Origin of the sequence: Erythrobacter mangrovi (genome assembly GCF_013260645.1) — a bacterium.
In the GTDB taxonomy this organism is placed as follows: Bacteria; Pseudomonadota; Alphaproteobacteria; order Sphingomonadales; family Sphingomonadaceae; genus Qipengyuania; species Qipengyuania mangrovi.
On record NZ_CP053921.1, the window covers coordinates 2597018 to 2618886 of the forward strand.

The window sequence follows — 21869 nt, forward strand, 5'->3', positions numbered from 1 at the left end:
CGGAGAAAAGTGGTGATTAGACTGACAGCACCCATCAAATGCCTAACGCGGCGCCTAACAGGCAGCCGTTCCCCGCGCCTGGCTTATCGCAGTCTGGATAGCGGAATCGCTGCTGTCGAGATCGGCCTTGTAAATCTCGAAATAGCGTGAGCCCGCCTCCCGGCCCGTACAGACCGCGCTCGAAAGCGTGCCAGCCATGCGGTCGGTTGTGTCGCCGGTCTTGGACCAGATGGTCTGGAACAGCAGTGCACGATTGCGCAAGGGGTCAGCTACCTGGGCATAGCGCTGGCTACCCAGTGCATTGAGGTCGGCAGCGAAGATCACGGCATTGGGGACTTGCGTCATCAGGTCGGTGTAGAATGCGCTGCCATCGTTGTCGGGCCGGCAGATTTGCGAGACCGGTGCCGAGATCGCCACTGGGGTTCCGGGAAAGGCGGCGAGCGTTGCATCGGCCGCGCTTTTCCAGGCGGACAGGTAGTTGCTGCGGCTGTAGACCACGGAGCTCTCGCCCGAGCCGAGCATGCCCGTATCACAGGCGACGAGCGACATTTCGGACACCGGCGCGCCGACCGACACTGCGCGGACAATCCCGGTCTGTCCGCGCGCCGAAATGTGGCTGGCGAGCTGTTGAACCAGTCGGTCATAGCGAGCGAGGAACACGTTGTCCCAAGGCACCGGATCGGTGATCGTCCCGCCCAGAATACTGGTGCCTGAGTAAGTTTGCGCGCCCGCCGTGGTCAGCCAGGCCGGCCATGCCCCGCCACTGACACCGATATGGATAGTGACGAGCTTGTTGGCGGCGGCTGCCGCGCTCAGAGCTGCGTCGAGCCGCGACCAGTCGTAGGTGCCGTCGCCAGGTTCCACCAAACTCCAGGCCGCGCGCCACGCCACCCCGTCCACTTCAGGCCTGGCAAGATAGCCTCCGATAACTGTGCCAGTATCGCCCGGATCGGCCAACGCGAAGACTTCGCCTTTCGCAGTCGGAGACGACGTCGGGGTTGGTGAAGGTGTCGGGGTTGGTGAGGGAGTCGTCGAGACGGTTGGCACGTTGCCGGTTGATGAGGGTGATTCCGAGCCGCCACAAGCGGCGCAAAGCAGACTCAGCGCGGAGACGATTGCAAAATGGTTTGTTCGCATGCGGTTCGATACCCCCCTCTTCCGTCTAACCGGTCTTGGCCTTCGCTGTCTGAATGTCCAATTACACAGCATGCTGCCGCTCTGCTGGTGTCGTGGTTTTCGCAGCGCGCACTTCGATGTCAGCTTGGGCCGCTGGCCGCCTGCAGAGTCGCCAGTCCGCTCTTGGCACAGGTCCAGTGGAGGAACTAGGGCCGGCACGGGCGCGCAAGGAAGGCCGGGAACGAGCCGATCTTGAGATGGTCCGCTCATGAATGAGATTCGGCAAGCGCGTGGACCACTCCGCCAGATGGAGAACAGTTAAAGCCCGACTGCCTCCTCCGCCACTTTGCCTGATCGGCTGCCTATCGCTGGCAAACACAAGGGGCGCGGATCGCTGATGGTCCGCGCCCCTTGCCGTCGATGCATGGATTACTGCCCGGTCGCCTGCAGGTAGGCGATCACGTCCGCGCGGTCCTGGCCCTTGGCCATGCCGGCGAAGATCATCTTGGTCCCGGGCACTACCCGCTTCGGCTTCTCCAAATACTGATACAACTTCTCGGGTGTCCAGGTGATCCCGCTGCTGCGGTTGGCTTCAGTGTACTGAAAGCCCTCAACTGCACCTGCCGTGCGCCCGACGACCCCGGCCAGCGAGGGACCGAGTCCATTCTTGCCGGGTTCGACCGAGTGACAGGCCCTGCATTGGGCAAAAACCTGCTCGCCATGCGCGGCATCGCCGGTCAGCGAAGCCAGCGTGGTGCCATCGAGGGTCGTCGTGTCCTCAGCCGTCGGTGCAGGTGCCTCGGGCTCCGCAGTCGCAGTTGGTACCGCGGAGTCGGCGGCCGTATCGGCAGGTGTTTCGGTGGGCTCGCCACCACCGCCGCAGGCACCGAGCAGTGCGACCGGCACAGCGACGCCCAGGAATTTCACCAGTTTCTTCATTGACTTCCTTTCACGCCTTGGTTGCTGTCGCGCTACAGGCGGCAGACCACCAAGCAATTGCCCCCACGGCCGAACGTGATTCCAAGATGGTATCCAAGGGTATCGAAGTCGAGAGGTTTTTCCTCAACAGGCGGCCGATACCGTCCGCCGCGTCGCTGCGTGGCAAGGTGCGATCTTTGCCCTATTCAGGCGCTGATCGGCAGCGTCGGCCAGGTCTCCACGATCGCGCCCTGGTCATAGACCGCGATGTCCCCGAACTGGAGGAACAAGGCCTCGCTCTGGTCCGGATGATAGAAGACCGTATCGCCGGGCCGCAGGTCAACCTTGTGCGAGCCAGTGAGCAGCTCCTGGTTGGAAGACCGCCCAAACAGCTTCGAATATTGCAGACCCGGGGGCGAGTGCGGCTTGGCCAGCCAATGGCCGCCGTGGACGAAGAAGCCGCGCTCCGTATTGCGATCGAACCAGTGCATGGCGCCGGAGAAGGCTTCGACCCCCGGTAGCTTCAGGTCGCCTTCGCGCTTGAGCACGGGCGTCGCGATGAAGGCGGCGGGCATCAGGTCCGCCAGATCGTCGTAGTCGAAATCGCCCGGCTTCACGAAGGCCGACCCCACCGAGACCTCGTTGGCGACAGTCCCGGCGCAGTGACGGCGGAAGGTGGGGCTGCCCGCCCCATTGAGCGTCAGCCCACGAACATCGGGTATCCCGGCCGCACCCAATGCGGCGATGGCCTCTGCGTAAGCCTCCTGCGCGTCCGCATAGGCGCTGTCTGGCGAGGGCATTTTGGGGACATGCGGATCATAGCCCATCAAGCCTGCAACCCCGACCCCAACCGCCTGTGCCTTCCGCGCTGCCTCGGCCAGGCTCTGCGCGTCAGCAAAGCCGCCCCGGTGCAAGCCGACGTCGATCTCGAAGTTGGCGCGCAGCGGTACGTCGCGCGCTTTCGCCGCGGCCGAATACTCCTCGAGCCGCTGCGGCGTGTCGATAAGCCATTCGATCGCGCCCGCGGCTTCCGCGCCGGCTCGCTCGGTGAAGCGCACGAACTCGCTAACCGGCAGCGGCTTGCCCATCAGATAGCTGGCCTGCGGGTGAAGCAGGAAAAGCTGCAGCAGCATCTCGGCGCTGAAGACCATCAGCCGCTGATCCCCCATGCCCTGCATGACGCGGGCGAGCAGTGCTGGCGACGGCAGCGATTTCGCGACGACCCGCAACGGCAGCTTTGCAGCCTGGGTGCTCCTGCGGATCGCCGCAGCATTGGCATCGAGCCGGGCGCGATCGATCACCAGCGTCGGCCGCATCAGATCTGCCTGGCGCAGCGCCTGCGAAAGTTTCGCGAAATAGGGACTATGCATGCCACCTCCCACGGCCGGGCGCGCGACCAGTGTTCCGATCCCCGCAGCGGCGAGCGCACCGCCGCCGATCAACAGGCCCCGTCGGCTGACCCTAGCCATCGGCGAACAGCCTGGACAGGAACGGATTGAGCAGGCGGCCCTGTGGATCTAGCGACCTGCGCACCGCCATCGCCTCTGCAAACATCGGATAGAGTGCCTTCAAATCGGGCGCAGCGAGCGAATGGAGCTTGCCCCAATGCGGCCGCCCACTGGCCTCGCGCAGCACGGGTTCAACAAGGTCGAACATCCAGTCGTTGGCTTCCTTGTAATAGGCATGGACGGCGATCGATCCCGACTCGCGTCCGTTGAAGGGGGAAAGCCAGGCGTCGTCGGGGGCCACGATACGCGCCTCGATCGGGAAGAACACATCCTTGGCCTCCCGCTCTATCCGCGCGATGATTTCGCGCAGCGCCGCGACCTGCTGTTCGATCGGCAGGTGGTATTCCATCTCCTTGAATCGCACCGGACGCGCATTGGCGAGGAGCTTCCATCCCTCGTCCACCGCGATCTCCGGCGGTGCGCCGTCGAGGAAGTGGGCAGCGAAGCGGCGACGCAGCGCGGGGGTGAACTCGAACAGGTCGCGCAGCGTCTTGAGTTCCATCAGCGCATCGGTGTCGACATCGGGCCCGCGTGGAAGGACAGGCTCGTCGGTCACGTCATGCGTGACCAGCGCCGACTTGCCGGTGAATGGCAGGACGAGGAATTCGGCATTGCGATGCTGTTCGGCCAAGGCCGGCCACTGGTCGAGCAGCGTATCGGTATCGACCACGCGAACGACCTTCTTGACCCGGCTTAACGGCCAGTTGTGCAGCGTCACCTGGCTGACCACGCCGAAGGCGCCCAGCCCGACACGGGCGGCATCGAATACCTCGGGCCGTTGGTCGCGATTGCATTCGATCACCGTTCCGTCTGGCGCAACGATACGCATGCCGGTGACCCGGCCGTGGAGAGCGGGCACGCCTTTGCCCGTGCCATGCGTCCCGGTCGCCAGCGCCCCGCCAAGCGTTTGCTTGTCGATATCGGGCAGGTTGATCATTTCCTGCCCGATCTCCGCCAGTGTAGGCCCAAGCGCAGAGAGCTTTGTGCCCGCACCCACGGTAGCGGTCATGGCCTTATCGTCGCTCGCCACGATCCCGCTCAGCCGGTCGAGCGAAAGCAGGGTTCCCTCGGTCGGAACGATGGCGTTGAAGCTGTGCCCGGCACCGACTGGCCGGATCGGCACGGGCGTATCGGGCAGCAAGCGGGCCAGTTCCGCCTCATCGGCGGGCGCGGCGCGGCGGGCGGGATAGGAATGGGCGATACCCGACCAGTTGCTCCAAAGGGCCCGACCCTCTGCATCGATCGGAGGCGGCCCCACGGGGTCGCGGTTGCGCAAGGCCACCCTGCCCCCCAGTCCAGCGGCTCCCGCGGCGACTGCTGCGGCCGAACCGAGCAGGATCTTGCGGCGCGTCGTCATTGCCCTCTCCCAGCCATGAAACGGATCAGTGCCTTGAGATCGGCAGGCGAGCACTCGAAGCACTGTCCCCCCGCGGGCATGCCGTTGATGCCGCCGATCGCGCTGGCGAGAAGAACGTCCTCGCCCTTGGCCCAGCGCGGGTCCCACTGCGTCCGGTCCCCGGTCAGCGGAGCCTGTGCGTCCGTGACGGTGTGACAAGCCTTGCAGGAGCGCTCGTAGAGTGCGGCAAGGCGCAAGTCCGCGGGGGTTAGTGCGGCGCTCTGCGCTTCGGTGAGCGGCTTGGGCGGAGCTTCGGCCGCCCCGCATGCCGCGAGGGCCAAAGCCATCCCCAAAATCACATAACTTCGCATAGGTGCCCTCCCAGCTCCTTGCATTTTTATAGTTATCGCTATATTTCGAGTCAACGGTGAATCCATGGCACGCAAACCGGTCCAGAAACGCGCGATCGCGACCTATGAAAAGCTGCTCGATGCGGCCGGCGAGCTGCTGGAAGAGCTCGGCGTGGAGCGGATCTCGACCAACCTCGTCGCCAAGCGCGCCGGGGTCAGTCCCCCCACCCTCTACAACTACTTTTCGGACAAGTACGACCTGCTGGCAGCACTGGGCGAGCGGCTGATGGAGCGACAGAATGCGCTGGTCCCGCTCGATCCGGGTGTGGACGAACGAGCCATTGCCGCAGCGCTGCTGGCCCATATCGAAGTGACGCTGGCTCATCCCGGAGGCCCCTGGGTGATGCGGATGCTGCGCGCGGTCCCGCAACTGGCGAAGGTTCGCCTGGCCTCTCACCGTGCACTGGCAGCGCAGTTGGTGGAGCAGGCCCTTGCGCTGGATCCTTCCCTTGATCGAACTGCTCTGGAACGTCGATCCCGGCTCGTGGTCGAGCTCGGCTACGCCGCTATCGAGATGGTGTTCGACGAAAGCGGGCAGGATGCCGAGGCGATCATGCTCGATACGGCCAGGGCGATCGGCGCGCTGCTTGACCAATCCAACGGCCAGGCCCAATCGGACCGGCAGTTGCCGTGATCGGCCAATGCGGCGATGAAGGTCGCCAGCATAGTTCCAGTGGAAGGAACCACTCTCGAATGCCGCCTGCCAATCCCAGCAATTGCCCGCTACCAACCAATCGCGAATGGGCCAATTGGGCCGTGGGGCGGATCGAAGCCGACTACAACCGGTCCGCGGACTCGCACCTGATCCCCGTCCCCGTTCCCGCGCTCCCCAACATCGCGCTCTACCTCAAGGACGAGTCGAGCCATCCCACGGGCAGCCTCAAACACCGTCTGGCGCGCTCGCTGTTCCTCTATGCCCTGTGCAACGGGTGGATCGACAAGGGCACGCCGGTGATCGAGGCTTCGAGCGGGTCGACCGCCGTGTCGGAGGCCTATTTCGCGCGCATGCTAGGGCTCGATTTCCATGCCGTCATGCCCAAGAGCACGGCTCTGGCGAAGATCGAGGCGATCGAATTTTACGGCGGACACTGCCATTTCGTCGATTGCGCTGCCGATACGTACGACGCCGCCCCCGCGCTCGCGGCGGAGCTGGGCGGGCATTACATGGACCAGTTCACCTATGCCGAGCGCGCCACCGACTGGCGCGGCAACAACAATATCGCCGAGTCCATCTTTGCGCAGATGGCGCGCGAGCCCTGCCCTGTCCCTCGCTGGATCGTCTGTGGCGCAGGCACCGGAGGCACCTCGGCGACGATCGGACGCTATGTGCGCTACAATCGTCATGCGACGCAGGTCTGTGTTGCCGATCCCCAGGCTTCGGTGTTCCACCGGCACTGGGCCGACCGCGCGGTCCTTCGCGTCGAAGGCCCATCGAGCCTGATCGAAGGGATCGGCCGGCCACGGATGGAAGCGAGCTTCCTGCCCGAAGTGGTCGACCGCGTCGAAGCGGTTAGCGACGCCCAAAGCATAGCCGCCACTCGCGTCATCAGTCGCCTGCTCGGGCGCCGCGTGGGCGGTTCGACCGGCACGAACATGTGGGTTTGCGCGATGCTGGCCGATGAAATGGCGCGGCGCGGCGAATGCGGCTCAATCGTCTCGATCCTGTGCGACGAAGGCACGCGCTACGCCGACACCCTGTTCGATGACGATTGGCTGGCCGATCGCGGCGTGGCGATCGCAGAGCCGCAGGACCGGCTGGAACAGTTCCTCGCCAGCGGTTCGCTTAGCTAAGCTCAGGTCCCGCAGCTCGCCAGCGTGTCCCTAAAGGCGTCGATCAGCCAGCTGGTCGCGGGACCCGGCCGGGCGTCACGACGCCATAGCGCGCTGAGGTCATAATTGCCCCCCGGCCTTTCGGGCAGGTCGAGTTCGACCAGCGCCCCGCTGGCAAGGTCCGAAGCGACCATCGGACGCGGCATATTGCCCCAGCCGATACCTTCTTTGAGCAAGGCATGCTTGGCACCGAGATCGCCCAGGCGCCAGCTTAGTGGGCTGAACACGGAGAATTCGCGGCCGACGGTCAGGCTCGACCGGTCGGTCAGCACGAGTTGCAGGTGCTCGCGGCTTTCGCCCGGGCGTACGTCGGCGCGAGCCAGCGGATGATCCGGGGCCGCGACCGGAACGAGCTCCACCTGCCCGATGACCTGCCGTTCCAGCTCCGGATGGTTGTCGATCACGGGACCCCCGATGCCAAGCGCGGTCTCCCCGCTCAGCAGGCAAGCTGCGACCGCCCCCAGTCCCTCCGCCCGCAAGTGGAGTGCGACGGTGGGGAACATCGTGCGGAATTCGCGCAAGACCTGCGCCGTTGCCTCGCCTGGGACCATGACGTCGACCACCAGCCCGACTTCGCTCTCCAGCCCGGCATGGAAGCTGCGGGTCTTAGCCAGCAAGGCATCCGCGCGATCGGTCACCGCGCGCGCTTCAGGGAGCAGGCCGCGCCCCGCATCGGTGAGCACCGGCCTGCGCGACCCCTCGCGCTCGAACAAAGTCACGCCGAGCATCTGTTCCATCTGCGCGATACCATAGCTGATCGCCGAAACCGCCCGCCCCATGCGCCGCGCGGCACCGCCAAAGCTGCCCTCCTCCTCCACCGCGAGGAAGATACGCAACTGGTCGAGGCTCGGTTCGCCAATCTTCATTGTTCGAATTTCCTGAACATCTTGCCAGATTTTATCTCACTTATCTGGTGGGCGAGCAAGGCTTATCTCCGCATCACACAGTCACTCCCACAGGAGAAACGCCATGATCGAACTTCGACCCTTTGAAAGCCTCGGCGCGGCCAACCACGGTTGGCTCGATGCCCACCATCATTTCTCCTTCGCCGGCTACCACGATCCGGCGCGGGTGAACTGGGGCAGCCTGCGCGTGTGGAACGACGATACCATCGCGCCGCACACCGGCTTCCCGACCCACCCGCACAATGACATGGAGATCATCACCTACGTCCGCAAAGGCGCGATCACGCACCGCGACAGCATGGGCAATGAAGGCCGCACCGAAGCGGGCGACGTCCAGGTGATGAGTGCCGGCAGCGGTATCCGCCACTCGGAATACAATCTCGAGGACGAGGATACGCAGATCTTCCAGATCTGGATCATCCCGAGCCAGCGTGGCGGCGAGCCGGGTTGGGGCGCCCGTCCCTTCCCCAAGGACGATCGCGCCGGACGGTTCGTGCCCCTCGCAAGCGGTGCGGCGAACGACGATGATGCCCTGCAGATCCGCACCGACGCCCGCGTGCTCGGCGCGACGGTGAAGGCAGGCGAAAGCGTGACCTACACTCCCCGCGACCCTTCGCGGCACCTCTACCTCGTGCCCGCCACCGGAAAGGTGAAGGTCGAAGGCGTCGAAGCCAAGGCTCGCGACGGCATCGCCATCACCCAGCAGGCCAGCGTCACCATCACCGCGCTCGAAGACAGCGAGCTGGTGCTCGTCGACGCAGCCTGAGTTGTCCCCCCGGCCCTGCCCCTCCTCCCCCTCCCTCTCGCGGGGGCAGGGCCACCCTCACCCAAGGAGATTTCCCATGACCAATATCCTCCATATCACCGCCAGCATCCGTAATGACGACCAGTCGGTCTCGCGCAGCCTCAGCAACAGGCTGGTCGAAGGCCTCGTCGCCAGGACCGGCGCCCGAGTCACCAGCCGCGACCTCGCCACCAACGAGCTTCCCTTCATCGATGAGGCGCGTTTCGCGGCCAATCTCACGCCCCACGCCGAACGCAGCACCGAACAGCACGAACTGGCAGCCATCGGCGACGAACTGATCGCCGAACTCGAAGCCGCCGATACGATCGTGTTCGGCGTCCCGGTCTACAATTTCTCTGTACCCGCCACGGTCAAGGCATGGGCCGACCTCGTCGCCCGCGCCGGCACCACCTTCCGCTACACCGCTAACGGTCCCGAAGGCCTGCTCAAGGACAAGAAGGTGTTCATCGCGGTCGCTTCGGGCGGGACATCGGTTGGCAGCGCGATCGACTTCATGACCCCATGGCTGACGCATTTCCTCGGCTTCATCGGCATCACCGATGTCGAGATCGTCGCAGCCGACGCCATCATGGGCGCAGGCGGCGAGGAGAAGATCGCCGCAGCCCACCAGCAAGCCGAACTCCTGGCGGCCTGAGCCCCGACGACGCGAAAGGAAATTGCCATGAACACGATTACCGAAAGCTACACCCAGGGTCCGGCCGCCACCTCGTCGAGCGACTGGCTGGCGCTAGGCGCCCGCATCCTGCTCGCTGCCATCTTCGTGCTTGCGGGCCTCAGCAAGGCGACCGATCCCGTTGGAACCATGGGCTATATCGCCTCGATCGGCCTGCCCTTCCCCGAACTGGCGCTGATCGGCGCAATCGCGGTCGAAGTGCTTGGCGGTCTCGCCCTGATCGCGGGCTTCAAGACCCGTGCGGTGGCGCTGGTGCTGGCAGCGTTCAGCATCGTCACCGCCGCCGCGTTCCACAACCAGTTGGGTGACCAGACCCAATTCGTGATGTTCTTCAAGAACGTCGCGATGGCGGGTGGCTTCCTGCAGGTCGCAGCCTTCGGTCCGGGGCGCTTCTCGATCGACCGTCGCTGATTGCCACTAGGCCAACAAATGGCCGGGAGGGTTGCTACCTTCCCGGCCATTTCACGTCTTGTTGGCTGGTCAATTTCCGAGAATGCCCGGCAATCGCAGGCCCTTCTCCTGTGCGCAGTCGACGGCGATGTCGTACCCCGCATCGGCGTGGCGCATCACGCCGGTCGCGGGATCGTTCCACAAGACCCGCTCGAGCCGCCGCGCGGCATCCTCGGTACCGTCGGCGACGATCACCATCCCCGCGTGCTGCGAGAAGCCCATGCCGACCCCGCCGCCGTGGTGCAGGCTGACCCATGTCGCGCCGGAAGCGGTGTTGAGCAGCGCGTTGAGCAGCGGCCAGTCGCTGACCGCATCAGAGCCGTCCTTCATGGCCTCAGTCTCGCGATTGGGACTGGCGACCGATCCGCTATCGAGGTGATCGCGCCCGATCACCACCGGGGCCTTGAGTTCGCCATTGGCCACCATCTCATTGAAGGCGAGGCCAAGCCGGTGCCGGTCACCCAAGCCCACCCAGCAGATGCGCGCGGGCAGGCCCTGGAAGGCGATCCGTTCGCGCGCCATGTCGAGCCAGTTGTGCAGGTGATGGTTGTCCGGCAGCAGTTCCTTCACCTTGGCGTCGGTCTTGTAGATGTCCTCGGGATCGCCTGACAGTGCGGCCCAGCGGAACGGCCCGACGCCGCGGCAGAACAGCGGGCGAATATAGGCGGGGACGAAGCCAGGAAAGGCAAAGGCGTTCTCCAGCCCCTCTTCCAGCGCCACCTGGCGGATATTGTTGCCGTAGTCGAGCGTGGGCACGCCCGCATTCCAGAAGGCCAGCATCGCCTCCACCTGCACCCGCATCGATGCGCGCGCGGCCTTCTCGACCGCCTTGGGATCGCTTTCGCGCTTCGCCCGCCATTCGGCCATGGTCCAACCCAATGGAAGGTAGCCGTTGACCGGATCGTGCGCGCTGGTCTGGTCGGTCACGATATCGGGCCGCACCCCGCGCTTGACCAGCTCGGGGAAGATCTCGGCCGCATTGCCGAGCAGGCCCACCGACTTGGCTTCGCCTGCTGCGGTCCAGCGCTCGATCAGCGCCAGCGCCTCGTCCAGCGTATCGGCTCTCTCGTCGAGGTACCGCGTGCGCAGGCGGAAATCGATGCTCTCGGGATTGCACTCGACTGCTAGGCAGCAGGCCCCCGCCATCACCGCCGCGAGCGGTTGCGCCCCGCCCATCCCGCCGAGCCCACCGGTCAGGATCCACTTGCCCGTAAGGTTGCCACCATAGTGCTTGCGGCCCGCCTCGACGAAGGTCTCGTAAGTGCCTTGCACGATGCCCTGCGTGCCGATGTAGATCCACGATCCGGCGGTCATCTGGCCGTACATCATCAGGCCCTTGCGATCGAGTTCACTGAAGTGGTCCCAATTGGCCCAGTGGGGGACGAGGTTAGAGTTGGCGATCAGCACGCGCGGCGCATCGGAATGCGTGCGGAACACGCCGACCGGCTTGCCCGACTGGACCAGCAGTGTCTCGTCATCGGCCAAGGTCTTGAGGCTCGACAGGATCGCCTCAAAATCAGACCAGCTGCGCGCCGCGCGGCCGATCCCGCCATAGACCACCAGCTCATCCGGATTTTCCGCGACGTTGCGGTCGAGATTGTTCTGGATCATCCGGAACGGCGCTTCGGTCTGCCAGCTGCGGCATGTCAGTTCAGGACCCGTGGGGGCTTTGATGTCGCGCGCATTGCGGCGGTCGATAGTCATGCGATGTCTCCGATGGTCAGGCGGATCTGTTCGAAAACCTCCGCCAGCACGTCGCGCAAAGGCGCTGCTTTTTCAGGGGAATAGGCGAAGGGCGCTTGTTCGCTGGCAAGGTAGCAATCCTGCACGATCTCCATCTGGATCGCATGGACGCCGCCTGCCGGGTTGCCGTAATGGCGGGTGGTCCAGCCGCCCTTGAACCGGCCATCGAGCACTACGCTGAAGCGGTCCACCGCCTCGCAAGCGATCACCGCCGCACGCCCGATTTCTGGATCGCAGCTGGTGCCGGAATTGGTGCCGATGTTGAGGTCGGGCAGCCGCCCCTCGAACAGGAATGGCAGGGTCGAGCGGATCGAATGGCAGTCATACAGCACCGCCACGCCATGCAGCTGGCGGACCCGCTCGATCTGCGCGCGCAGCGCGGCGTGGTAAGGACCGTGAAATGTCGCAAGGCGGCGGGCGATTTCGCCTTCGCCAGGCTCTACCAGCCAGATCGGCTGCCCCTCGAAATCGACCAGTGGCACCAGGCCGGTGGTGTTCTGGCCCGGGTAGAGCGAAGCCCCATCGGGCGGTCGATTGGCGTCGATGACGTAGCGATTGAAATTGGCGCGCACCACCGTCGCACCGGGAACCAGCCCCTCGTAGAGTTCGGAGATATGCCAATCGGTATCGGCAAGGCCATGCGCCTCAGGCTTGAGCGTCGCGAGCACCTCTTCGGGCACCCATGTACCGGAATGCGGATGGCCGAGGATGATCGGCGACGTGCCCTCGATGACGGTGACCGGGTTCATACCACCACTTCGCCGATCGAGGCGAACCCGGCATGATCGGACAGCGGCCCGGACGCAACCAGCCGCGCCATCGCCGCGATATCGCCATCGACCTGCCGGTCCTCTTCAAGCCTGGGGCAGATCTCGCGGATACGGGCAACCACCGCCTGCAATTCGGCACTGGTCTTGAGCGGCGCGCGGAACTCGATCCCCTGCGCCGCCGCCATGGCTTCGATGCCAAGAATGGCAGCGAGGTTTTCGTTCATCTCGTGCAGTCGCCGCGCAGCGTGGCAGGCCATCGAGACGTGGTCTTCCTGATTGGCCGAGGTCGGCGTGCTATCGACCGTCCGCGGATTGGCCAGCGAGCGGTTCTCGCTCATCACCGCCGCCGAAGTGACTTCGGCGATCATCAGGCCCGACTGCAGCCCGGGGTTGGTCGAAAGGAATGCCGGGAGCCCGAAGCTGAGCGAGGGATCGACCAGCAGTGCGACCCGCCGCTGGGCTATGCTGCCCACCTCGGACACCGCCAGGGCCACCGCGTCCGCCACCAGGCCCACCGGCTCGGCATGGAAATTGCCACCCGAGACCACTTCGCCGTCCGAGAGGACCAGCGGATTGTCAGTCACCGCATTGGCTTCGATCTTCAGCACCTCGCCCGCGTGACGCATCTGGTCGAGGCAGGCGCCCACCACCTGCGGCGCGCAGCGCAGGCAATAGGGGTCCTGCACGCGCAAATCATCCTCGCGGTGGCTCTCGCGGATTTCCGATCCGTCGAGCATTGCCTTGACGATCCGTGCCGCGGCGATCTGGCCCCAATGGCCGCGCAGCGTGTGAATTTCTTCGCGGAACGGCGCGGCAGAGCCCATCGCGGCGTCGATCGACAGCGCAGTCGTGACCAGCGAATTGTTCGCCAGCCGCCAGCTGTCGAACAGCGCGGCGAGCGCCAGCGCGGTCGAAACCTGCGTACCGTTGAGCAGCGCGAGGCCTTCCTTCGCCTGCAACTCCAACGGATCCATGCCAGCCGCCTGCAACGCTTGCCCGGTCGGGACGCGCTGGCCCCGATGGAACACTTCGCCCTCGCCGATCAGCACCGCCGCGACATGCGCCAGCGGGGCCAGGTCGCCCGAGGCCCCGACCGAGCCCTTTTCGGGCACGACCGGGATGATTTCGTTCGCGACCAGTTGCTGCAGACGCTCGATCACCACCGGCCGAACCGCCGACGCCCCGCGCCCAAGCGAAATGCATTTCAGCGCGATCACCAGCCGAACGACATCGGCGGACAGCGGATTGCCGAAACCCGCGCTGTGCGAAAGCACGATATTGCGCTGGAGCGTGGCCAGGTCGCCATCGCCGATGCGGACGCTCGCCAGTTTCCCGAAGCCGGTATTGACCCCGTAGATCGCATTGCCCCCCGCGACCGCCGCATCGAGCCGCTCGACCGCCTGTGCCACGGCACGCATCGCCTCGTCCGAGACGTGGAAGGCAGCGCCGCTGCGGTACAGCCCTTCTAGTTGCACCAGACCGACGTGGCCGGGGTTGAGTTCAACGCTCATGAAGGTCTCCACCGGCGATACGCCCGCGCAGCAGGTCGCCGCCGATCCAGTAGCTGAGAAAATCGGGATGTGGTGCGTCCCAGACGGCCAGCTCCGCGCGCTTGCCGGGGGCGATGCTGCCGTATTCGTCGCCCAACCCCAGGGCGCGTGCGGCATGGCGCGTTGCGCCGGCCAGCGCCTCCTCTGGCGTCAGGCGGAACAGCGTGCAGGCCATGCTCATCGCCAGCCGCAAAGAGGACATGGGCGAACTGCCGGGATTGCTGTCGGTCGCAACCGCCATGGCCACGCCATGCGTGCGCAATGCATCGATAGGCGGCAACTGGGTCTCGCGCAGCGCAAAGAAAGCGCCTGGCAGCAGCACGGCCACCACATTCTTCTCGGCCAGGCGAGGTACGTCGGAGATCGCGAGATATTCAAGGTGGTCCGCGGAAAGCCCGCCGAACTCGGCCGTTAGCACTGCGCCCTTCAGGTCGCTGAGCTGCTCGGCATGAAGCTTGACCGGCAGGCCAAGGTCGCGCGCGGCTTCGAACACGCGGCGCACCTGTGCTGGCGTAAAGCCGATAGTCTCGCAAAATGCATCGACCGCATCCACAAAGCCTTCCGCCTGCGCCGCGCGCAGGCCAGGGATGGCGACTTCGTCGATATAGGCGTCGGGCGCATCGGCATATTCGGGCGGCAATGCATGCGCTGCGAGCCAGGTGGTGAGGATGCGGACCGGGCGGTGCTGCTCGATCGCGCGGGCAACGCGCAACATGCGCATCTCGTGCTCGATGGTGAGGCCATAGCCCGACTTCACTTCGATCACTGCGACGCCATCGGCGAGCAGGTCGTCGACGCGGCGTAGCGCGGATCGCAACAGGTCCTGATCGCTCGCCGCGCGCGTCGCCGCAACGGTCGAACGAATTCCGCCGCCAGCTCGGGCGATCTCTTCGTAGCTCGCCCCACCCAGCCGCAGCGCAAACTCACGCGAGCGATCCCCGCCGAAGACCAGATGCGTGTGACAGTCGACCAGCGCGGGCGTGACCAGTGCGCCCCCAAGGTCGGTGAGTTGCCAGGTCTTGAATGCCACGGGCAGGTCGATCGCCGACCCGACCCAGGCAATCCGGCCATTTTCGACCGCGACCGCCCCCGATTCCACTAGGCCATAAGGCGCCCCGCCGTCGACCATGGTCGCCAGCATGCAATTCGCGAAGACTCGGCCTGACATGGGCTTGCGCTTTCCCTCGACTCGTGATTATGTATGCACATAATATCGCAAGGTGCAACGGGAAATGGCAGGCACGATCTCGGCGCGGCAGGTCCTTACGCCCCAGGGCTGGCTGGCGAATGGTGTGGTCGCCTATGACGATGCGGGGACGATCACCGCGGTGGGGACCGAGGGGTTCGATGCGGCGCAGGCGGTGGGCACGCTGCTGCCCGGCATGGCCAACCTCCACACCCACAGCTTCCAGCGCGCGATGGCAGGTCTTGCCGAGAGTCGTGGGCCGCAGGGCGCCGACGATTTCTGGACCTGGCGGCAGGTCATGTATCGCTTCCTGGAGGTACTGACTCCCGAGCATGTCGAAGCGATCGCCGCGCTGGTCCAACTGGAAATGGCCGAAGCGGGTTACACTGCCTCGGCCGAGTTCCACTACCTCCACCACCAGCCCGACGGTACGTCCTATGCCGATCCCACTGAACTGTCGCAGGCGATCTTCGCCGCCAGCGCCACAAGCGGAATCGGGCTGACCCATTTGCCCGTGCTCTACACTTATGGCGGGCTCGACGGGCGGGAGCTGAAGGCCGGTCAGCGGCGCTTCGGCAATAACGTCGCCGAGTTCGAGGCGCTCTACGCGCGGATCGCGGGGCAGACCTCGCATATGCCCGCCGACTTCCGCCTCGGCGTCGCGCCGCACTCGTTGCGGGCGGTCGACAATGCCGGGATTGATGCCTGCATGGCGCTGTGCCCCGAAGGCCCGATCCACATTCATGCTGCCGAGCAGGTCAAGGAAGTGGAGGAGGTCGAGACGCATCTCGGCACGCGCCCGGTCCGCTGGCTGCTCGACAATTGCCCGGTCGACACCCGCTGGTGCCTGATCCACGCGACCCACATGGACGAAGGCGAGACCGCTGGCCTCGCCGGTTCGGGCGCCGTTGCCGGGCTTTGCCCAACCACCGAAGCGAACCTGGGCGACGGCATCTTCCCGGCACGCGACTACCTGGCCGCAGGCGGCCGCTTCGGCCTCGGCTCGGATTCGAATATCCGCCTTTCGGTTGCCGAGGAGCTGCGCATGCTCGAAGTCTCGCAGCGCCTCGCGCATCGCCAGCGGGCGGTCCTTGCCGACGATGCGACCCGCTCGAATGGGCGCTACCTCTACCAACGCGCGGCACGCGGCGGGGCGCAGGCCATCGGGCGCAAGGCGGGCACCATCGCGGTCGGCCAACTCGCCGATCTCGTGGCCCTGCGCGACGATGTCCCCTTTCTCAACTGGCCAGAGCCCGACCAGCGGATCGATGGCTGGGTCTTCGGCAGCGAGCAACGCGCTGTCAGCGATGTCTGGTCGGCGGGACGCCATATCGTGACAGACGGCGAACACATCCACGCCGAAGCGATCCGCCAGCACTTCGCACGAACTATGACGCAGCTGATGCAGGCGCTGTGACCAATACGACGCACCAGGGCATCCGCGAGGCGATCCGCGCGCGCATCGTGGCGGGCGAATGGCAATTGGGCGAACTCATCCCGGGCGAGGTCGAGTTTGCCGAGGAGTTTGGCTGTTCGCGCACCACCGTGAACCGCGCGCTGCAGGCGCTGGCAGAGGAAGGGATCGTTGAGCGCAAGCGCAAGGGTGGTACTCGGGTCCGGCCCCTCCCTTCGCCACAGGCGCAGTTCCGCATCCCCGTCATTCGCGAGCAGGTCGAAAGTCGCGGGCGGGAATACGGCCATCGCATCGTACTGCGCGAATTGCGCGATCCGCCCGGCGAAATGCGCACACGCCTCCAGATCGGGAGCGGGCGGAAGGCGGCATACATGGAGAGCCTTCACCTTGCCGGGAAACACCCCTTCGCCTTCGAGCGCCGCTGGGTGAACCTCGCCACCGTACCCGGCTTTGCCGAGGCCGATCTCAGCGAGCTGAGCGCCAACGAATGGCTAATCCGCACGGTCCCCTTCTCGCGTGGAGAGGTGGGCCTGACGGCGACTTCGGCCGATGCGCGACTGGCCGCCATGCTGGAGGTCGAGCCTGGCGAAGCCTTGTTCACCATGGAGCGGACCACCTGGTTCGAAGACCGCGCGGTGACCGCCATTACGCTCTACTACGCGCGCGGCTACCGGCTCGAGTTCGGTATCTAGCGAGCAGGGAAACGAACCGCCTCATCCGGCGCATAATTGTGGAGGCGAGATCATTCCCTGAAGGCATTCTCCGAAAGGCGGGTGATCGGCGTGAAGAGGTACGAGAGGATCGAGCGCTTTTCACCCTTCAGGCTGACATTCGCAATCATGCCCGGCCCGATCCGAAGAGGCTTGCCATCCGGCCCTTTGAGGGCCTGGTCGGTTTGCACTTCGACCGTGTAGAAGCTCTCGCCGTCATCATTCTGCACCGCATCGGGGGAGATAGAGGTGACGAAGCCTTCGAGCGATCCGAAGACAGCGGAATTATAGGCCGTGATTTCCACCCTCGCCCGTTGGCCGAGGCCGACATTGCCGATGTCGTTCGGGCGTACCATGACCTCGACGTACAGGGAATCGTCGGACGGAACGATTTCAGCCACCGGCATACCCGATGCAACGGTCCCCCCGACAGTGGTGACCAATACCCGATTGACCTTGCCGGACATCGGCGCGCGGATCGCCGTGCGATCGACCCGGTCATAGAGCGCCGGGAGGTTCTGGCGCTGGATCGTCAGTTCGGCTTGGGCCTGAGACAGTTCCATCCCGGCCCGGGTCTTCCAGTCGCTGTACTGCTGTGCGCCCGCCGCACGCGCCTCCGCGACCGAGGATTGTGCGCGAGCCACTGCGGCGTGTGCCGCGGCAACCTCGTTCTCGGCCACTTCGGCCGCATTCTCGGCCTTGATCAGGTCGATCTTGGGCACGATCAACTGCTCCGCCAGAGGGCGCAACATCTCGAGTTCGCGCTGCGCGGCCACCAGATTCGATTGACGGGATTCGAGCATGGAACGCGCCTCGATCACAGAGCGTTCGGCCTGGCGAACGCGCGCCGCATTGGCCGATTCAAGACCGGCCAATTCTGCCATCCGCGCCGAATGCAGTGATTGCTCGACCGCCACCTGTTCGGAACTGACACCCTTGTAGTCCGGGCTGCCGCCGCGCACCTCGGCCGATAGACGTGCGATCTTGGTCTCAAGGGCCTGCACATTGGCTTCGGTGCTGCCGAATGCCGAATTGCTTATCGTGGGACTGAGGCGCACCAGGATCTGCCCCCGCTTCACCGTATCGCCGGCCTTGACGTAGATCTGTTCCACGACTCCGCCTTCGAGATTGGAGACGACCTGGAGTTTCGAACTGGGCACGATGCGGCCCATTCCGCGCACGGTTCGATCGACACTCGTCAGGCTGGCCCAGAGGAGAAACAGCACCACGAAAGCCAGGAGCACCCAAAGGATGATGTTGGCGGATTTCCGGGCACGGAATTCCTCCTCCTCCAGGGAGACATCCGGGTCTGCAAAGAACGAGCGCGCGTTGTGGAACATGACGTTACCTCTTCCCGATGCGCGTGACGTTGCGCGTTATGTTGTCAGGGGTGCCATCCATGACAATGCGACCGCGCGACATCAGGACGACGCGATCGACCAAACCAAGCAGCGATGGACGATGCGTGATCAAGATCAGGGTTCGCCCAGCAAATTCTTCGCGCAAATTCGTCATGAGGCGGGATTCGGTTTCCGTGTCGACCGCGCTCGTGGGTTCGTCAAAGATGAGCACCGGCGGTCGCCCGACCAGGGCCCGTGCCATGGCGATGGCCTGACGCTGACCGCCTGAAAGACCTTCGCCACGATCAGCCAGTTCCACATCGTAACCGCTCGGCATGCTCGCAATGAAGTCATGCGCCAAGGCTGCCTTGGACGCGCGAATCATCTCCTCGTCATCGACGTCGTCCCTGCCAAGCAGGATGTTTTCCCTTATCGAGCCAGTCAGGAGGACATTGTCCTGCAAGAGGGCCCCGACCTTTGCGCGCAGCGAGTCCGGCGACAATTGACGGATATCGTTGCCGTCGACCATGAGGACGCCGCTGGTTGGCGGATAGAGGCCGATCAGGAGCTTCGCGATCGTCGACTTGCCAGAGCCAACGGGGCCCACGAGCCCGACATGCTCGCCGGGTTCGATCCTCATCGAAATGCCGCGCAAGGCCAGTTCGGCGGCACCGGGATAGCGAAAATCGACCTCACGAAACTCTATTCCGCCCTCGACACTCTTTGGGGCCAGGCCCCGCCCACTCTGCGGCCCTTCCGAGGGGCGCTGCATCAGTTCATCGATCTGCCGATAGGCGGTGCGCGCCGCGTTGATCCGCGTCAGCAGGCCCGCAATGGCGCCAAGCGGCGCAACCGCTCGACCTGCCAGGATCGAACAGGCGATCAGTCCGCCCATCGTGAGCGATTGATTGGCGATCGCGAAGACCCCGAAAACGACGATACCGGTATAGGCCATCGTCTGGGCGCTGCCCGCGATATTGATTGAGACATTGGAGGTGATCCTCTGCCGCAGTGCTGCCTGCGAATGGCCTTTCATGGCCGCATCCCACCGGCGTTCTAGCATCCGACCGGCGTTCGAGGATTTGACCGTTTCCAGGCTGCCGATGGTCTCTACCAGCACAGCCTGCTTGCCGAGGGCTTCACCGAGGGTCCGCGAAGCAAGCCGTTTCATAATTGGCTGGGAAACGAGGGCAGAAATTACCACGAGAGGGATAAGGACCAGCGGAACAAGGACAAGGTTTCCGCCGATCATCGCAATCGCAAACAGCGTGATGACCACAAAGGGGAGGTCAACCAAGGTGGTCAGCGTCGCCGAGGCGAAGAAATCGCGCAGGGTCTCGATCTCGCGGACCAGTCCGGCCAGTCCGCCGGTCGACCGTCGACCCAGGTCGAGGCGCATGGCAAGGATGCGTGCAAAGACCGTGCGGCCAATGTCCCGGTCGACCCGTGCACCGGCTACGTCGACGAAATAGGATCGCAGCAATTTGAGAACGAAATCGAAGGCGAGGACGAAGGCCAGGCCGATGGTAAGGCCAATCAGGGAATCCGTCGCATTGTTGGGTACGACGCGATCGTAAACTGTCATCGTGAACAGTGCGACGATCAGCGAGAAGAAATTGATCATCGCGGCCGCGACGCCCACCTTGATGTAGAGCGACCGGTTCTGGAGCAAGGGTCCGGATAGCCACTCGGCGATCCGGCCCTTGGGCTCTTCCACATCCATCATTCGGTTCTTGCCCCCCGAAAACGCACGCTAGATTGCCACGACCGCGTTGGAATACATGAGGTCTTGGGTCTGATCCTGCGGCAATGGTGCCCACCCGCTGCTAAGCAGCAGGCTCTCCATCGACTGATATTGGTCAACCTGCGCAACCGCATCCATGGCGATCGGATTATCGCGATCGCAGCAGTATTCGACACCGTCTATGATCCCGGTGTTGTTGTATTCGTCGAGCGCACTGTGGATCTGCGATCCCGACAGCGCGAGGTCGTCACCCGGCGTCTCGCTCGACTTCCACGATGCCGACTTGGTTGCGATCTTGCTGTCGAATTCGAAGATCGCCTGGTTCGTCGCGGTATGGAAGTTGGTATTGGTGTTGCTGTCATTGGGGACCATGGTGTCGTCAGCATTCTTGTTGCTGGCGAACTGCTGCAACCAGTCGATGGCTGCATCGATCGCTTCGCGCGGGTCGATAGTCCCATCGTCGTCCACCTGGCCGATGCATCCCGGGTCCCCGCCGTTCGGATTGTTGGCGAGGAAGTTCAGCCAGGTCGCCACGACGTCGCGTCCCACCATCCAGACCCCGTCGGCCTGGCCGCCGTTCACCTGGCGGTTGGAGGCATTGATCAGGCTCACGGCGTCGTCGTAGCTGATGAAGATCGTGTCTTCGCCAATATCAGTGATGCCGTTCTGGTTGTAGTCGCCGACCAGCAGGCCCTTGTCGTTGCCGTCGACCACTCCGTCACCGTTGGAATCGACGGTCCCATTCGTATTGCCCTGGATGAGGAGATCATTCTCGGCGAAGCCCGGTTGTCCGGCGTGCTTGCCCTGTTCCGCGTCTCCATCCTCGACACTCAGGCCATTCCAGAACGCGAAACCGTTGTTGCTCCAGAAGCCCGGGGTGCCAACGCCCACGCAGTCTTCTTCGAGAACGTAGTAATTGGCATCGTCGCTGACCGGTCCAGTGGTTGCCCCACCCAGCGCCGCTACCGCGGTTACCGATGCAGTGTTTTCATGCTGACCTAACAGGGAATCGAGCGAGTAGTAGATATCGAGTTGGTCCTCGATCTCAGTCGTGCCTGGATCGTCATCTACCGCAAGCACCACCGACTCCAGGATCATGTCGCCGTCGCCGTCGAGGCTGATCCAGTCTTCACCCGCATCCTGTACTCCGTTGCGGTTGAGATCGACCCAGACATTCAGCGCGGGGTCGTTGTAGTCGAGGATCTCGATCCCGCCCGGGTTGTGGACAATGCTGTCGGCCATTGCGATGCTGGTGAGCGCCACATTGCCAGTGTTGGTCAACGTGATCTTGAATTCCACCAGACTGCTGGTGCTCGCCACTGAACCATTGGGATCGTCTGCATCCTCATAGGTAGTGACGATGTTCGTCTTGACGTATTTCTCGATCGCGATGTCCGGATCGGGCAGGAAGTTGGCAAAGTCGAGCCCGGTGCGATCCTGGCTGACCCCGGCCAACGCATA

General features: G+C 64.4%; 20 protein-coding genes. 7 read left to right on the plus strand and 13 right to left on the minus strand.

Going from position 1 to position 21869, the window contains the following annotated elements:
- Positions 1 to 54 precede the first annotated feature (54 nt).
- The 5 genes from HQR01_RS13010 to HQR01_RS13030 all read right to left on the minus strand — a co-directional run bounded on the left by HQR01_RS13010 (position 55) and on the right by HQR01_RS13030 (position 5225).
- Positions 55 to 957 (minus strand): beta-galactosidase, encoded by a 903-nt coding sequence (locus HQR01_RS13010; RefSeq protein ID WP_173215268.1) that lies wholly within the window; start codon positions 955 to 957, stop codon positions 55 to 57.
- Between the two features lie 588 nt (positions 958 to 1545).
- Positions 1546 to 2055, minus strand: a complete 510-nt coding sequence (locus HQR01_RS13015) for a c-type cytochrome (RefSeq protein ID WP_173215269.1) — start codon at positions 2053 to 2055, stop codon at positions 1546 to 1548.
- 185 nt (positions 2056 to 2240) lie between these two features.
- The gene (locus tag HQR01_RS13020) at positions 2241 to 3503 is read right to left on the minus strand and encodes an alanine racemase (protein ID WP_173215270.1); all 1263 of its coding nucleotides are present in this window, start codon (positions 3501 to 3503) and stop codon (positions 2241 to 2243) included.
- Positions 3496 to 4899, minus strand: a complete 1404-nt coding sequence (locus HQR01_RS13025; RefSeq protein WP_173215271.1) for a D-arabinono-1,4-lactone oxidase — start codon at positions 4897 to 4899, stop codon at positions 3496 to 3498. Before HQR01_RS13025 ends, HQR01_RS13020 begins: the two co-directional genes overlap by 8 nt.
- Positions 4896 to 5225: a c-type cytochrome gene (locus HQR01_RS13030; protein ID WP_199800336.1), complete on the minus strand. Its 330-nt coding sequence runs from the start codon at positions 5223 to 5225 to the stop codon at positions 4896 to 4898. Before HQR01_RS13030 ends, HQR01_RS13025 begins: the two co-directional genes overlap by 4 nt.
- Before the next feature lie 88 nt (positions 5226 to 5313).
- On the opposite strand from HQR01_RS13030, the gene HQR01_RS13035 reads away from it, so the two are divergent.
- Together HQR01_RS13035 and HQR01_RS13040 are read left to right on the plus strand one after the other, a co-directional pair.
- Positions 5314 to 5922 carry a TetR/AcrR family transcriptional regulator gene (locus HQR01_RS13035; RefSeq protein ID WP_173215273.1) on the plus strand — a complete coding sequence of 203 codons (609 nt, stop codon included), beginning with the start codon at positions 5314 to 5316 and terminating at the stop codon, positions 5920 to 5922.
- Positions 5923 to 5981: 59 nt separating this feature from the next.
- Positions 5982 to 7079 (plus strand): PLP-dependent cysteine synthase family protein, encoded by a 1098-nt coding sequence (locus HQR01_RS13040; protein WP_173215274.1) that lies wholly within the window; start codon positions 5982 to 5984, stop codon positions 7077 to 7079.
- A 2-nt stretch (positions 7080 to 7081) separates the two neighbouring features.
- On the opposite strand, the gene HQR01_RS13045 is transcribed toward HQR01_RS13040, so the two are convergent.
- Positions 7082 to 7984, minus strand: a complete 903-nt coding sequence (locus tag HQR01_RS13045) for a LysR family transcriptional regulator (protein WP_173215275.1) — start codon at positions 7982 to 7984, stop codon at positions 7082 to 7084.
- A gap of 103 nt (positions 7985 to 8087) precedes the next feature.
- Here HQR01_RS13045 and HQR01_RS13050 point away from each other — a divergent pair, with 103 nt between their 5' ends.
- The 3 genes from HQR01_RS13050 to HQR01_RS13060 all read left to right on the plus strand — a co-directional run bounded on the left by HQR01_RS13050 (position 8088) and on the right by HQR01_RS13060 (position 9912).
- Positions 8088 to 8789, plus strand: coding sequence for a pirin family protein (locus HQR01_RS13050; protein ID WP_173215276.1), 702 nt, complete (start codon positions 8088 to 8090; stop codon positions 8787 to 8789).
- Positions 8790 to 8865: 76 nt separating this feature from the next.
- Positions 8866 to 9462: an FMN-dependent NADH-azoreductase gene (locus HQR01_RS13055; RefSeq protein WP_173215277.1), complete on the plus strand. Its 597-nt coding sequence runs from the start codon at positions 8866 to 8868 to the stop codon at positions 9460 to 9462.
- 27 nt (positions 9463 to 9489) lie between these two features.
- The gene (locus tag HQR01_RS13060; protein WP_173215278.1) at positions 9490 to 9912 is read left to right on the plus strand and encodes a DoxX family protein; all 423 of its coding nucleotides are present in this window, start codon (positions 9490 to 9492) and stop codon (positions 9910 to 9912) included.
- A gap of 69 nt (positions 9913 to 9981) precedes the next feature.
- On the opposite strand, the gene hutU is transcribed toward HQR01_RS13060, so the two are convergent.
- Genes hutU through hutI form a run of 4 tightly spaced genes read right to left on the minus strand, consistent with a single transcriptional unit; the run spans position 9982 to position 15182 of the window.
- Positions 9982 to 11655, minus strand: a complete 1674-nt coding sequence (gene hutU, locus HQR01_RS13065) for a urocanate hydratase (protein ID WP_173215279.1) — start codon at positions 11653 to 11655, stop codon at positions 9982 to 9984.
- Positions 11652 to 12443, minus strand: a complete 792-nt coding sequence (gene hutG / locus HQR01_RS13070; protein ID WP_173215280.1) for an N-formylglutamate deformylase — start codon at positions 12441 to 12443, stop codon at positions 11652 to 11654. Before hutG ends, hutU begins: the two co-directional genes overlap by 4 nt.
- Positions 12440 to 13975: a histidine ammonia-lyase gene (gene hutH, locus HQR01_RS13075; protein ID WP_173215281.1), complete on the minus strand. Its 1536-nt coding sequence runs from the start codon at positions 13973 to 13975 to the stop codon at positions 12440 to 12442. The genes hutG and hutH overlap by 4 nt, the downstream gene beginning before the upstream one ends.
- A complete protein-coding gene (gene hutI, locus HQR01_RS13080) occupies positions 13965 to 15182 on the minus strand; it encodes an imidazolonepropionase (protein ID WP_173215282.1) in 1218 nt (405 codons plus the stop codon). The genes hutH and hutI overlap by 11 nt, the downstream gene beginning before the upstream one ends.
- A gap of 64 nt (positions 15183 to 15246) precedes the next feature.
- Here hutI and HQR01_RS13085 point away from each other — a divergent pair, with 64 nt between their 5' ends.
- Both HQR01_RS13085 and HQR01_RS13090 read left to right on the plus strand, forming a co-directional pair.
- Positions 15247 to 16617, plus strand: a complete 1371-nt coding sequence (locus HQR01_RS13085) for a formimidoylglutamate deiminase (RefSeq protein ID WP_173215283.1) — start codon at positions 15247 to 15249, stop codon at positions 16615 to 16617.
- On the plus strand, positions 16614 to 17306 hold the full coding sequence (locus tag HQR01_RS13090) for a GntR family transcriptional regulator (protein ID WP_173215285.1): 693 nt from the start codon (positions 16614 to 16616) through the stop codon (positions 17304 to 17306). Before HQR01_RS13085 ends, HQR01_RS13090 begins: the two co-directional genes overlap by 4 nt.
- A 50-nt stretch (positions 17307 to 17356) precedes the next feature.
- Here HQR01_RS13090 and HQR01_RS13095 read toward each other — a convergent pair whose 3' ends face one another.
- From HQR01_RS13095 to HQR01_RS13105, 3 genes are read right to left on the minus strand one after another with little or no spacing between them, the layout of a single operon-like run.
- Positions 17357 to 18664 (minus strand): HlyD family type I secretion periplasmic adaptor subunit, encoded by a 1308-nt coding sequence (locus tag HQR01_RS13095; RefSeq protein WP_173215287.1) that lies wholly within the window; start codon positions 18662 to 18664, stop codon positions 17357 to 17359.
- 4 nt (positions 18665 to 18668) lie between these two features.
- The gene (locus HQR01_RS13100; protein WP_173215289.1) at positions 18669 to 20390 is read right to left on the minus strand and encodes a type I secretion system permease/ATPase; all 1722 of its coding nucleotides are present in this window, start codon (positions 20388 to 20390) and stop codon (positions 18669 to 18671) included.
- A 27-nt stretch (positions 20391 to 20417) separates the two neighbouring features.
- Entirely contained in the window at positions 20418 to 21863 is a 1446-nt protein-coding gene (locus HQR01_RS13105) for a hypothetical protein (RefSeq protein ID WP_173215290.1), read from the minus strand.
- Positions 21864 to 21869 lie beyond the last annotated feature (6 nt).